Here is a 12,874-nt window from a genome sequence, read left to right as displayed (position 1 = left end):
GCGCAACAAGTCGCAATGGGAGGGGAGTACGAGTGGCCGCGCCACCGCAGCTGACTCGGATGCACCGCGTACTCATCGGCGTGGTCGTCTCCGGCGCTCTGATCATCGCCGGCATCGGCTTCGCCGGTTCGTACGCGGCCGTGCGCGAGCTGGCCATCAAGAAGGGCTTCGGGAACTTCTCCTATGTGTTCCCGGTGGGTATCGACGCAGGCATCTGTGTTCTTCTCGCCCTTGATCTACTGCTGACCTGGATTCGCATCCCCTTCCCGCTCCTCCGCCAGACGGCGTGGCTCCTGACGGCGGCGACGATCGCCTTCAACGGCGCCGCCGCCTGGCCGGACCCGCTGGGCGTGGGCATGCACGCGGTGATCCCGGTGCTGTTCGTCGTGGCCGTGGAGGCGGCCCGGCACGCGATCGGCCGCATCGCCGACATCACGGCCGACAAGCACATGGAGGGGGTCCGCCTCACCCGCTGGCTCCTGTCCCCGGTTCCGACGTTCCTGCTGTGGCGTCGTATGAAGCTGTGGGAGCTGCGTTCCTACGACCAGGTGATCAAGCTGGAGCAGGAACGTCTCGTCTATCAGGCCCGGCTGCGTTCCCGGTTCGGCCGGGGTTGGCGCAGGAAGGCTCCGGTGGAGTCCCTGATGCCGCTGAGGCTGGCGAAGTACGGCGTTCCGCTGGCGGAGACGGCGCCTGCGGGGCTGGCGGCGGCGGGCATCGATCCGGTGCTGCTGCCCGCGGCGCCCCGCCGGCCGCAGCCGGCGGCGGTCGCGGGTGCTCCGGCAGCCGTCGCGGGCGGTCCTGCCGCCGCGGCGGCGGCCGTCCCCGCGCAGGCGCGCCTGCCCCGCGGGCAGCGGCCGGAGGGACCCGTGGTGGACGAGGAGAGCCCCTGGTTCCAGGCGCAGCGGGAGATCGAGTACCACGGTGGCTACGACCCGACGTACGAGCCGCCCCCGGAGCCGCAGTACGAGCCCGAGGAGCAGTACGAGGACTGGTACGAGGAGCAGCCCCCGGAGCAGTTCCAGCAGCCGTCCCCGGAGGAGACGGGCAGCTTCCCCATCCCGGTGAGCGCGACGCGCACGCGCGAGCTGGGCGAGGGCGGCGGCCCCCCGGAGCCGAACCCGAGCGAGGACGACTTCTACCAGGTCTTCCGGAAGTCGATCGACGGCAGCTTCCCGACGCCGCACCAGTTCGGCGAGGCGGTGGAGGCGACGTACGGCATGTCGCTTCCGGCGCGTGAGACGGACCGCATGGTCAACCGTTTCACCAACCGTTTCAACGCGGAGCTGGAAGAGGACCACATCGCGTGACGGCGACGGCATGACGGCGATCGCGTGACGGCACAGGAAAGGGGCCCTCCCGGAAGGAGGGCCCCTTTCCTGTGCGGCTCACCACCGCCCGCTCGGGCTCGCGGCCGCTTACTCCCCGAGGAGCTTGCGCACCCGGTCCTGTCCGACCGCGAGCAGCAGGGTGGGCAGCCGGGGCCCGGTGTCACGGCCGACGAGCAGGTGGTAGAGCAGGGCGAAGAAGGTCCGCTGGGCGGTCTTGATCTCGGCCGGCAGCTCCTTCGGCGTGGCGTCGGCGGAGAAGCCGGCCTGCACCTTCGGCACGCCGTACACGAGGTGCGTGAGCCCGTCGAGCGACCAGTGCTCGGCCAGCCCGTCGAGGAGCAGCCGCACCGACTGGGCGGACGCCTCGTCGAGCGACTTCAGCAGCGGCTCGTCCGGCTCGTCCCGCACGATGGTCCGCTGGTCGGCGGGCACGTGGGTGTTGATCCACGCCTCGGCCTTGTCGTACCGGGGGCGTGCCTCGTCCAGGGTGCCGAGCGGCTGCTCCGGGTCAAGCTCGGAGAGGATCCGCAGTGCCTGGTCCTCGTGGCCGGCGGTGATGTCGGCGACGGAGGCGAGGGTGCGGTAGGGCAGCGGGCGCGGTGTCTTCGGCAGCTCGGCGGCGGCGGTGCCCACGGCCCGGGTGTACGCGGCGACGTCGCCCGGCAGGGCGGAACCGTCGGCCACCTTGCCCGCGAGCTTGTCCCACTCGTCGTACAGCCGCTGGATCTCCTGGTCGAAGGCGATCTTGAAGGACTGGTTGGGCCGGCGCCGGGCGTACAGCCACCGCAGCAGCTGCGGCTCCATGATCTGCAGCGCGTCGGCCGGGGTGGGCACGCCACCGCGCGACGACGACATCTTCGCCATGCCGCTGATGCCGACGAAGGCGTACATCGGGCCGATGGGCTGCTTCCCGCCGAAGATCCCGACGATCTGCCCGCCGACCTGGAAGGAGGACCCCGGCGAGGAGTGGTCGACACCGCTCGGCTCGAAGATCACGCCCTCGTACGCCCACCGCATCGGCCAGTCGACCTTCCAGACCAGCTTGCCGCGGTTGAACTCGCTGAGCCGGACGGTCTCGGCGAAGCCGCACTCGCTGCAGGTGTACGACAGCTCGGTGGTGCCGTCGTCGTACGAGGTCACCGTCGTCAGGTCCTTGCCGCAGTCGCCGCAGTACGGCTTGTACGGGAAGTACCCGGCGGAGCTGCTGCCGTCGTCCTCGGACGCGGCGCCCGAACCCTCCTCGGCCTCCAGCTCGGCCTCGTCGACGGGCTTCTGCTGCTTCTTGGCGGCGGCCTTGGGCTTGGTGCGGTACTGGGCGAGGATCGCGTCGATGTCGCCGCGGTGCTTCATGGCGTGCAGGATCTGCTCGCGGTACACGCCGGAGGTGTACTGCTCGGTCTGGCTGATCCCGTCGAACTCGACGCCCAGCTCGGCCAGCGACTCGGTCATCGCGGCCTTGAAGTGCTCGGCCCAGTTCGGGTACGCGGAGCCCGCGGGGGCGGGCACGGAGGTCAGCGGCTTGCCGATGTGCTGCTGGTAGGTGTCCTCGTCGACCCCCGGGATGCCCTTGGGCACCTTCCGGTAGCGGTCGTAGTCGTCCCAGGAGATCAGGTGCCGGACCTGGTGGCCGCGGCGGCGGATCTCGTCGGCGACGAGATGCGGGGTCATGACCTCGCGGAGGTTGCCGAGGTGGATCGGCCCCGAGGGGGAGAGGCCGGACGCGACGACGACCGGTTTGCCCGGGGCCCGGCGCTCCGACTCCTCGATGACCTCATCCGCGAAACGGGAGACCCAGTCGGTGGTCTCGGTGCTCTGAGCCACGATCGGCACGTCCTTCTTTCTGAACGGGGTGACACCCCATTCTCACAGACCGTGCGGCGACCGGGAAAACGGCTTTACCCCGCGTGGGATACTGGCCGGGACCATCCGCCCCACGAGGAGAACGGCAACCATCCCTATGGCCTCGGTCACGTCCCTCAGCGACAGCGTCCAGCAGCACCTCGCGTCCGCCCTCTCGGCCACCCTGCCGGAGGCCGCCGGCGCGGACCCGCTGCTGCGACGAAGCGACCGGGCCGACTTCCAGGCCAACGGCATTCTGGCCCTGGCCAAGAAGGCGAAGGCGAACCCTCGGGAGCTGGCGGCCCAGGTCGTCGGCCGGGTGGCGACGGATGGCGTGATCAAGGACGTCGAGGTGTCCGGCCCCGGCTTCCTCAACATCACGATCGCCGACCGGGCGATCGTCGAGAACCTGGCCGCGCGGTACGCGGACGAGACGGGCCGCCTCGGCGTGCCCGCCGCGGCGAACCCGGGCACGACGGTGATCGACTACGCCCAGCCGAACGTGGCCAAGGAGATGCACGTCGGCCACCTGCGGTCCGCGGTGATCGGCGACTCGGTGGTGCAGCTGCTGGAGTTCACCGGCGAGACCGTGGTCCGGCGCCACCACATCGGCGACTGGGGCACCCAGTTCGGCATGCTCATCCAGTACCTGGACGAGCACCCGCACGAGCTGGACCACAAGGCGTCCGCCGAGGACACCGCGGCTTCCGGCGAGGAGGCGATGTCCAACCTCGACCGCCTCTACAAGGCCGCGCGGGTGCTCTTCGACTCCGACGAGGAGTTCAAGACGCGGGCGCGGCGCCGGGTGGTCGACCTCCAGGCCGGCGACCCGCACACGCTGGCCACGTGGCAGAAGTTCGTGGACGAGTCGAAGATCTACTTCTTCTCCGTCTTCGAGAAGCTGGACATGGAGGTCCGGGACTCCGACATCGTCGGCGAGTCCGGTTACAACGACATGCTGGCCGAGACCTGCCGCCTGCTGGAGGAGTCGGGTGTCGCGGTCCGCTCCGAGGGCGCGCTGTGCGTGTTCTTCGACGACATCAAGGGCCCGGACGGCAACCCGGTCCCGCTGATCGTGCAGAAGTCGGACGGCGGCTACGGCTACGCGGCGACCGACCTGTCCGCGATCCGCGACCGTGTCTTCAACCTCAAGGCGAACACCCTGCTGTACGTGGTGGACGCCCGGCAGGCGCTGCACTTCCGGATGGTCTTCGAGACCGCGCGCCGGGCCGGCTGGCTCGACGAGGACGTGACGGCGGTGCAGCTGGCCTTCGGCACGGTCCTCGGCAAGGACGGCAAGCCGTTCAAGACGCGTGCGGGCGAGACGGTCAAGCTCCAGGACCTGCTGGACGAGGCCGTCGAGCGGGCCACGGCGGTGGTGCGGGACAAGGCCGAGAAGGTGGGCCTGACGGAGCAGGAGATCACGGAGAACGGCCGCTACGTCGGCATCGGCGCGGTCAAGTACGCGGACCTGTCCACCTCGGCCGTCCGGGACTACAAGTTCGACCTGGACCAGATGGTCTCCCTGAACGGCGACACGTCCGTCTACCTCCAGTACGCCTACGCCCGTATCCAGTCCATCCTCCGCAAGGCCGGCGAGGCCCGCCCCGCCGCGCACCCGGAGCTGGAGCTGGCCCCGGCCGAGCGCGCGCTGGGCCTGCACCTGGACCAGTTCGCGGAGACGGTGCTCGAGGTGGCGGCGTCGTACGAGCCGCACAAGCTGGCGGCCTACCTGTACCAGCTGGCGTCGCACCTGACGACGTTCTACGACCAGTGCCAGGTGCTGTCCGCCGACAACCCGGCCGAGGTCGTGGAGAACCGCCTGTTCCTGGTGGACCTGACGGCCCGCACCCTGCACCAGGGCATGGCCCTGCTGGGCATCAGGACGCCGGAGAAGCTGTGACGTCCGGCCCGTGAGGCACTCCAACTTTCGCGGGGCCCCGTTTCGGCGGGGCCCCGCGGTGTCGTCCGTGCCCGTGCCCGTGCCCGTGCCACGCGCCGGAACGTCACGCGTTCTCCCCGGCGAGTTCCCGCGCCCGCCGTGCCAGGGCCCGGCGGACCGACTCCGGTTCGACGACGCGCAGCGGGGTCCCCAGGCCGAGGAGGTAGCGGGCGAGGCCGTCCGGGTCGGGGCCGCCGATGTCGACGAGGGTGGCGCCGGGGCCGTCGGGGCGGTGGGTGCCGACCGTCGCCGGGACGAGCCGCAGCGCCTGGTCCATGGGGACGGGGAGACGGACGGTCGCGGACAGGGGGTAGGGGCCGTTCGCGGTGTTGCGGGACACGAGCTGGGCCGGGTCCGGCGCGTCGGTGAGGTCCGCCGGGTGCCCGGTGGGCTGGAGGCGGTCGACCCGGTCGGCCCGGAAGGTCCGCCACTGCCCCCGGGACACGTCCCGAGCGACGAAGTACCAGCGCCGCCCGGTGTGGACGAGCCGGTACGGGTCGACGTCCCGGACCGTGCTCCGGCCCTCCCCGTCGCAGTACGACAGCCGGGCCCGTTCGCCCTGGCGGCAGGCGACGGCCAGCTCCAGCAGCAGGCCGGGCCTGATCTGCGGGCCCTCGGCCCCCGGGAGGCGCACGAAGGCGTCGTCCAGTTCGCCGAGGCGGTCCGCGATCCTGCGGGGCAGCACCTGCCGCAGTTTCAGCAGTGCCGACAGCGCGGCCTGGTCACCCCCGAGCGCGTCGCTCAACGCGGCCTCGCGCAGCCCGACCGCCACGGCGAGCGCCTCCTCGTCGTCGAGGATCAGCGGCGGCACCCGGGACCCGGCGCGCAGGCGGTAGCCGCCCCAGGGCCCGGCCTCGGAGTCGACGAAGTAGCCGAGGTCCCGCAGCCGTGCCACGTCCCGGCGGACCGTACGGTCCGTCACCTCCATGCGCCCGGCCAGCTCCGCGCAGGTCCAGGACGGCCGGGCGGACAGCAGGGACAGCAGCCGTAGCAGGCGGGCGGACGAGCTGAGCACAGCCGGAAGTTTCCCACACGGGGCGGTAACCAGGACCGGAACTGTCCGGGTCACGCCCTACGGTCTTCTCCATGAGCACGGAGACCACTTCCACACCCGCGTTCCGCTACGCCGCCGTCACCTTCGACTGCGCCGACCCCGCCGAACTGTCCCGCTTCTACGTCGAGTTGCTGGGCATGTCGGTCCTCTACTCCACGGACGACTTCGTCCTGCTCGGCAAGGAGGGGGCGACCGGTCTCGGCTTCAACCGCCTGGCCGACTACCGCCCGCCCACCTGGCCGGACCCGGCCCAGGAGAAGCAGGCCCACATCGAACTGGGCGTGGACGACCTGGACAGCGCCGAGAAACGACTGCTCGACCTGGGCGCCACCAAGCCCGGCTTCCAGCCGGGCGAGAACCGCTGGCGAGTCCTACTGGACCCAGCCGGCCACCCCTTCTGCATCACAACCCTCATCTAACCCCCACCCCCCACCCTCCCCCTCCCCCCTCCCCACAGGGTGGGATTGGCGGATCCGTTCCGGAGAGGCTCCGGAAACGTGCAGGTCACGGGAGGGGGTGGCGGGTGGGGGGTGGAACGGATCTGCCGATCCCACCTTCCGGGAGGGGGGAGTCGCGGGTAACTGGGGTGTCAGTGGGGGGTTTTAGGGTTTCGGGTATGGCTACTCTTCCTAATCCGCTGCCCACGCTGGCCACCGAACCCAGCGGCCGTTCCCTGGGGCTCCGGCTGCCTCCCGGCAGGCTGATCGACATGACGTACGACGGCCCCTGGCACGAACCCCTGCTGTGGCACGCGGAGAAGCCGGCGGCGCCGGGCACCTGGAAGGCGCTGGGCGCACCGGCGGCCCGCGCCGGCCTGTTGCCGGTGCTCGTGGACGCCGCGGCCGGCCTGAAGGACTGGGTGCTGCTGCCCGGCGAGACGACCTACCCTGGCGATCACGACGTCGAGGAGGTGCTCGCGGAGTACTGGGAGGAGGAGACGGAGGACGGCGAACTCGGCGAGGAGATCGAGCCGTTCGGGGACGAGTGGCCCGGACTCGCCCCCGCCCCCGCCGCCTTCTGCGCCGACCCCGACACCCGTGCGGCGCAGGTCGCCGACGCGCTGGGCGGCGATCCGGACTCGGGCCTGGAGGAGGCGCACCTCGCCCTGGTCCCGGCACGCCGGTCGGCCGACATCCCGGCGGCGATCGGCTGGACCGGCCCGGTGAACTACGAGCGGGACGTGGCCCGTGTGTGCGCGGTCCTGCGTTCCTGGGAGGACCGCTTCGGCATACGGGTCGTGGCCCTCGGCCTGGACACCCTCGTCCTGTCCGTCGCGGCCCCGCCGGCCACCCAGGAGGACGCCGAGGCGGTGGCGGCGGAGCACTTCGCGTTCTGCCCGGACAGCATCCTCCAGGGCGAGCAGGACACCCTTCGCGCCTACGCGAAGAGCCTGCTGGGCGAACAGACCTGGACCTTCTGGTGGGACTGACCCACAGCAGCCGCCCTCAGCCCGAGAGCCCGCGGGCCAGCCGGCGCAGCCCCTCCTCGATCTCGTCCGGGGTCTGGGTGACGAAGCAGAGGCGGAGGGTGGAGCGGTCGGGCTCGCCGGCGTAGAAGGGGGCGCCGGGCACGTAGGCCACGTTCTGCTCGACCGCCCGCGGAAGCAGGGCGAGGGTGTCGTACGACTCCGGCAGGCGCGCCCAGAGGAACATGCCACCTGCCGGCCGACTCCACCGGGAGCCGGCCGGCAGGGCGGCGGGCAGACCGGCCAGCATGGCGTCACGGCGTGCGCCGTAGACGGTCCGCACCCGTTCCACATGGGTGTCGAGCACGGCCAGATAGCGGGCGGCGGCGAGCTGGTTGAGCGTCGGGGTGTGCAGGTCCGCCGCCTGCTTGGCCACCGCGCACGCCCGGCGCAGCTCGGCGGGCGCACGCAGCCAGCCGAGGCGCAGGCCGGGGGCCATCACCTTGGAGAAGGAGCCGAGCAGGACGGTGCGGTCCTCGGCGCCGGGGAGTGAGGCGATCCAGGGGATGTGCTCACCGTCGTAGCGGAGTTCGCCGTACGGATCGTCCTCGACGATCCAGACGCCCCGGCGGGCGGCCACGGCGGCGATCGCCGCGCGCCGCGGCGCCGGGATCGTACGGCCGGTGGGGTTCTGGAAGGTGGGGACCAGGTACAGCAGCTTGGGGCGTTCGCGGCGGATCGCCTCCTCCAGGGCTTCCGGGTCGACTCCGTCCGCGTCGCCCGGCACGGCCACCACACGCGCTCCCGCGAGTCCGAAGACCTGAAGTGCCGCCAGATAGCAGGGGTTTTCGACCAGCACCGTGTCGCCCGGCTCGAGCAGGACCGTCGCCAGCAGCGACAGCGCCTGCTGGGAGCCGGTCGTGACGAGCAGGTCGCCGGGGGCGGTGGGCAGGCCCCGGCCGGTGATGCGGGCCGCGAGGCCGGCACGGAGCGTGGGTTCGCCCTCCGTCGTGGAGTACTGGAGCGCCTGCGCCGGGGTGTGCGCCAGGACCTCCTGGAACGCCTCCGCTATGCCTTCCTGGTCGAAGAGTTCCGGTGCGGGCAGGCCGCCCGCGAAGTTGATCACCTCGGGGCGGGCGGTGACCGCGAGGATGTCCCGCACGGGCGAACCGCCCACACTGCGGGCACGCGCGGCGAGCGGCGGAACGGGCGCGCGCCCGGCGGCCGGCCCGACGACGGTCACGACGTGAGGCGGGCCGGGCTCGGTGGCGGTCGTGGCGGGCTCGGTGGCGGCCGTGGTGTGGAGCGGGCCGGGCTCGGTGGTGGTCGCGGCGGGCTCGGGGGTGGTCGCGGCATGGAGCGGGCCGGGCTCGGTGGTGGTCGTGGTGGTCGCGGCGTGGGGCGGGGCGGGCTCGACTGCGGTCATGGCACGGCTCTCCTTCGGCTCAGGAACCGATCAGGCTGCTCTCGGAACCGTCAGGCTAAAGAAGTACGTGCCGCCTACACCGTTCATTCCGTGATCCGGACGGCCGGCCGCGTGACGGCCGGCCGCGCGTGTCCGGGTATGCCCGGGATCAGTTCGTGCCCGTCGCCGCCTCCCACTTCTCGCCGCCCAGCGGAAAGGCGTAGGCGGGCCGCCCGTTGTTGCCGCTGGTGTGGAACGGCCGGCCGGAATCGTCGATCCGCATCGTGCCGTGGCGCGTCCCGCTGGACCACTGGAGCTCCAGGTACCAACTGACGTCGTACGCGGAGGCGTCGGCCGTGATGCGGAAGACCTCCGGGTCGGTCCGGCTCACCTTGAACGGGAAGTCTCGGCTCCCGGCCACGGGGACGGGCGCCGGGCGCATCGCGTCCAGAGCGACCGTGAAGGACCGGTCCGGCACACCGCCGCCGCAGCCGACGCCGGGGTAACCCATGGCGTAGTCGTTCCAGGCGAGCGGGGACCGCTTGCCCGCCATGCGCACGGACAACTGCTCCAGGACGACGGTCTCGTTGCCGGTGCCCTGCACGGTGAAGGTGACGTACTGCTCCCCCGACGACACCGCATGGTGGACGTCCACCCAGGCCGGAGCGTCCTGTTCCAGCGGCGGCGGGGAGACGTCGGCCGGCGGCCGGTCGATCAGGTAGTGCTGGGAGCAGGGGTCCTGCCAGGCGTAGGGGTGGGTGGTGATCGCGAGCGGCGGGGCGGCGGAGACGGGCGGGGTCGTGGAGGCGCGCGGCGCCGCCGTCGGTGTGTCGTCGGCGGTGGCGGAGGTCTTCGGCGCCTTGGCGGAAGGTGAGGCCGAAGGGGTGGTGGACCGGCGCGGCGACGGGGTCTTGCCCGTCGACGCGGTCGGCGCGCTGCCCGGGACCGCGGCGTCCGAGGTGGCCGTGACGCCCTTGCCGTCCGGCCTCTCGTCGCCGGAGGGCAGGTTCAGGGCGACCGCCACACCGCCGAGCAGCGCGGTGACGGTGAGAGCGGCGAGGAGAACGGTCCGGCCCCGCCGCCGTGCACCAGCCGCCCCAACCCGCCCCGGCCCCCGCTCCGACTCCGGCACCGGATCAGACACCCGCTCGGGCTCCGGCACAGCGCCCGGTCCCCGCACCGATTCCGGCCCGGCCTCAGGTCCGGACCCCGGCACCGGCCCCGGCCCTCGCACCGATTCCGGCCCGGCCGGCGCATTCGGCACGTCCTGCACACGTTCCGCGTCCGGTCCGGCCGCCGAAACCGGCCCCGGTCCGGCCGCCGCCGAACCCGGCTCCGCCGCCGCCCTCGACCCCGCTTCCGCGTGCGGCTCCCCCTGAGCCGCCGGAGCCTGTTCTTCTGGCTCCGGAGCCCGGTCTCTCGCCACCGCAGCCGGCTCTCCCGGCGCCGGAGCCCCGCCTTCCCGGGCTGGAGCCCGCCTTTCCGGCGCCGGCGGTTGCGCCGCCCGTGCCGGCTCCGCTCCCTTCCGCCCCCGTACCGCGTCCGCCAGCACCCACCGCCGGTGCAGCTCCACCAGTTCCCCGGGCGTTGCCTTGCAGAGCCGGGCGAGCCGCTCCACGGGCGCGTAGTCCGTCGGTACGGCGTCCCCGTTGCAGTAGCGGTGGAGCGTCGACGTACTCATGTGGAGCCGCTTGGCGAGCGTGCCGTAGCTGTGCCCGGAGCGGTTCTTCAACTCCCGCAGCAGCTCGGCGAAAGCGCTCTCGGACGTGCCGTCGGCCACCGTTCCTCCTTCCCCCTCGTCCCACCCCGGCGTTCCAGGGCTGAGACGTTTTCGCTGGTCGAAGCCGGTGCGGGCGTTCCAGCGTCCCGGATCTCCGGCAGCCGCTGGCCGCCGGGACGGACCCGCCCACAGGCTGTTGGTCATCCAAGCACGCCAACCGGCCCAGCCCGAAAGAGGACTTGCCATGCGTATGCGCCATATTCGTCTGTTCGCCGCCACCGGCGCCGCCGTCGCCGCCTTGGCGCTCACGGCGTGCGGCGGCGGCACGGGCGCCCAGGACGAGGGCGCCTCCAGTCCGGACGTGGCGAGGACGGACGCGTCGGGGACGTCCGGGGGCACCGCCGCCGGCACCACCGGCACCACCACCGGCGACGCCACGGGCACCGCCGGCGGCACGGCGAGCGGTGCGACCGTGACCCGTAGCCACACGCCCGGCGCCAAGCCGGACGCCTCCGCCGGCCGGACCTCCAAGGGCACCGGCACCCGCAGCACGGTGCTGTGCAACGGCACCAACACCACCGTCACCGCCCAGGTGCTCAAGCGGCCCCTCAACCACATGCTGCTCACGGTGAAGAACACCGGAGGCAAGATCTGCAGCCTGCCGTACTACCCGGTCCTGCGCTTCGACGAGATGCAGTGGGTGCCGCAGGCGGACGAGGCGACCCAGCCGCAGGCCGTGGTCTCCCTTGCGCCGGGCGAGTCGGGGTACGCGATGGCGCTGCTGTCGGCCGCCGACGGCAGCGGCACCGGCGGGCAGACCGCCCACAAGCTGACCCTGGCCTTCCAGGGCTACACCCCGAACAGCAGCGGCGGCCCGTCCGCGACCCCGGCCCTGCCCGCCAAGGGCGTCTACTACGACAGCGCCCTGAAGGTGACGTACTGGGAGCAGGACCTGGACCTCATCAGCGGCTGGTGAGCGGCTCCCCGGCCGGCGCAACTGCCGGGACCGCCTGCCGGCGCGGTTGCCAGACTCACCCGCAGGCGCGGTTACCGGTCGGCCCGCAGGCGCGGTTGCCGGTCGGCCCGCTAGCGCAGTTGCCGGGCCGCTTCGGTGGCCCAGTAGGTGAGGATGTTCCGCGCCCCGGCCCGCTTGATGCCGGTCAGGGTCTCGAGGATGGCCCGGTCCCGGTCGATCCAGCCCTTCTCGGCGGCGGCCTCGATCATCGAGTACTCGCCGGAGATCTGGTAGGCGGCGACGGGCACGTCCACGGCGTCCGCGACCCGGGCGAGGATGTCGAGGTAGGGGCCGGCCGGCTTGACCATCACCATGTCGGCGCCCTCGGCCAGGTCCAGTTCCAGCTCCCGCAGGGACTCACGCCAGTTGGCCGGGTCCTGCTGGTAGGTCTTGCGGTCACCCTGGAGCGAGGACGCGACGGCCTCGCGGAAGGGACCGTAGAAGGCCGAGGAGTACTTCGCGGTGTAGGCGAGGATCGCGACGTCCTCGCGGCCGATCTGGTCGAGCGCGTCGCGGATGACGCCGATCTGGCCGTCCATCATCCCGCTGGGGCCCACGACATGGGCACCGGCGTCGGCCTGCACCTGGGCCATCTCGGCGTACCGCTCCAGGGTGGCGTCGTTGTCGACGCGGCCCTCGGCGTCCAGCACTCCGCAGTGACCGTGGTCGGTGAACTCGTCCAGGCACAGGTCCGACATGACGAGGAGGTCGTCGCCGACCTCGGCCCGCACATCGCGCAGCGCGACCTGGAGGATCCCGTCCGGGTCGGTGCCGACCGTGCCCTGGGCGTCCTTCTTGGACTCCTCCGGCACGCCGAACAGCATGATCCCGGAGACCCCGGCCTCCACGGCCTCCAGCGCGGCCTTCTTCAGGCTGTCGCGGGTGTGCTGGACGACACCGGGCATGGCGGCGATCGGCACCGGCTCGCTCACGCCCTCCCGGATGAACGCGGGAAGGATGAGGTCGGCGGGATGCAGTCGTGTCTCGGCGACCATCCGCCGCATGACGGGCGAGGTCCGCAGCCGCCTCGGACGCGTACCGGGAAACGATCCGTACTTCGTCATGCCCTCTACGCTACGCCCGCACCGCATGCCACTTTGCCGACGCGACGTCGGCGCCCGGCCGGCCCGTCATCGGCTCGGCGAGGCCGGCACGCGGCCCGT

The 12,874-nt window shown here is 72.3% G+C and carries 10 protein-coding genes; 5 read left to right on the top strand and 5 right to left on the bottom strand.

Annotated elements, in window-relative coordinates:
• Window positions 1-59 precede the first annotated feature (59 nt).
• The gene (locus tag JK361_RS12675; protein WP_201816245.1) at window positions 60-1,310 is read left to right on the top strand and encodes a DUF2637 domain-containing protein; all 1,251 of its coding nucleotides are present in this window, start codon (window positions 60-62) and stop codon (window positions 1,308-1,310) included.
• 108 nt (window positions 1,311-1,418) lie between these two features.
• On the opposite strand, the gene lysS is transcribed toward JK361_RS12675, so the two are convergent.
• Window positions 1,419-3,161, bottom strand: a complete 1,743-nt coding sequence (gene lysS, locus JK361_RS12670; protein ID WP_201816243.1) for a lysine--tRNA ligase — start codon at window positions 3,159-3,161, stop codon at window positions 1,419-1,421.
• 127 nt (window positions 3,162-3,288) lie between these two features.
• Between lysS and argS the strand changes: the two genes are divergently transcribed.
• Window positions 3,289-5,073, top strand: coding sequence for an arginine--tRNA ligase (gene argS / locus JK361_RS12665; RefSeq protein ID WP_201816240.1), 1,785 nt, complete (start codon window positions 3,289-3,291; stop codon window positions 5,071-5,073).
• A 103-nt stretch (window positions 5,074-5,176) separates the two neighbouring features.
• Here the strand turns inward: argS and JK361_RS12660 are convergent, their stop codons facing one another.
• Window positions 5,177-6,127, bottom strand: coding sequence for a helix-turn-helix transcriptional regulator (locus JK361_RS12660; RefSeq protein ID WP_201816237.1), 951 nt, complete (start codon window positions 6,125-6,127; stop codon window positions 5,177-5,179).
• A 71-nt stretch (window positions 6,128-6,198) separates the two neighbouring features.
• On the opposite strand from JK361_RS12660, the gene JK361_RS12655 reads away from it, so the two are divergent.
• Both JK361_RS12655 and JK361_RS12650 read left to right on the top strand, forming a co-directional pair.
• Window positions 6,199-6,585, top strand: a complete 387-nt coding sequence (locus JK361_RS12655) for a VOC family protein (RefSeq protein ID WP_201816235.1) — start codon at window positions 6,199-6,201, stop codon at window positions 6,583-6,585.
• A 197-nt stretch (window positions 6,586-6,782) separates the two neighbouring features.
• A complete protein-coding gene (locus JK361_RS12650) occupies window positions 6,783-7,595 on the top strand; it encodes a DUF4253 domain-containing protein (RefSeq protein ID WP_201816232.1) in 813 nt (270 codons plus the stop codon).
• A 16-nt stretch (window positions 7,596-7,611) separates the two neighbouring features.
• On the opposite strand, the gene JK361_RS12645 is transcribed toward JK361_RS12650, so the two are convergent.
• The gene (locus tag JK361_RS12645; RefSeq protein ID WP_201817567.1) at window positions 7,612-8,814 is read right to left on the bottom strand and encodes an aminotransferase-like domain-containing protein; all 1,203 of its coding nucleotides are present in this window, start codon (window positions 8,812-8,814) and stop codon (window positions 7,612-7,614) included.
• A 331-nt stretch (window positions 8,815-9,145) separates the two neighbouring features.
• The gene (locus tag JK361_RS42855) at window positions 9,146-10,720 is read right to left on the bottom strand and encodes a transcriptional regulator (RefSeq protein WP_443732164.1); all 1,575 of its coding nucleotides are present in this window, start codon (window positions 10,718-10,720) and stop codon (window positions 9,146-9,148) included.
• Window positions 10,721-10,946: 226 nt separating this feature from the next.
• Here JK361_RS42855 and JK361_RS12635 point away from each other — a divergent pair, with 226 nt between their 5' ends.
• Entirely contained in the window at window positions 10,947-11,672 is a 726-nt protein-coding gene (locus tag JK361_RS12635) for a DUF4232 domain-containing protein (RefSeq protein ID WP_201816227.1), read from the top strand.
• 110 nt (window positions 11,673-11,782) lie between these two features.
• Here the strand turns inward: JK361_RS12635 and hemB are convergent, their stop codons facing one another.
• Window positions 11,783-12,775 (bottom strand): porphobilinogen synthase, encoded by a 993-nt coding sequence (gene hemB, locus JK361_RS12630; RefSeq protein WP_201816225.1) that lies wholly within the window; start codon window positions 12,773-12,775, stop codon window positions 11,783-11,785.
• Window positions 12,776-12,874: the final 99 nt, after the last annotated feature.

This window comes from Streptomyces musisoli, assembly GCF_016741855.1.
Classification (GTDB): Bacteria; Actinomycetota; Actinomycetes; order Streptomycetales; family Streptomycetaceae; genus Streptomyces; species Streptomyces musisoli.
Note: the sequence above shows the minus strand (reverse complement) of the source record. Positions and strands in the feature narration are given on the sequence as shown.

Bases quoted from the DNA above. Each gene is read 5' to 3' on its own strand.
- JK361_RS12675 (WP_201816245.1), top strand. From the start codon at position 60: ATGCACCGCGTACTCATCGGCGTGGTCGTCTCCGGCGCTCTGATCATC.
- argS (WP_201816240.1), top strand. From the start codon at position 3,289: ATGGCCTCGGTCACGTCCCTCAGCGACAGCGTCCAGCAGCACCTCGCG.
- JK361_RS12655 (WP_201816235.1), top strand. From the start codon at position 6,199: ATGAGCACGGAGACCACTTCCACACCCGCGTTCCGCTACGCCGCCGTC.
- JK361_RS12650 (WP_201816232.1), top strand. From the start codon at position 6,783: ATGGCTACTCTTCCTAATCCGCTGCCCACGCTGGCCACCGAACCCAGC.
- JK361_RS12635 (WP_201816227.1), top strand. From the start codon at position 10,947: ATGCGCCATATTCGTCTGTTCGCCGCCACCGGCGCCGCCGTCGCCGCC.
- hemB (WP_201816225.1), bottom strand. From the start codon at position 12,775: ATGACGAAGTACGGATCGTTTCCCGGTACGCGTCCGAGGCGGCTGCGG.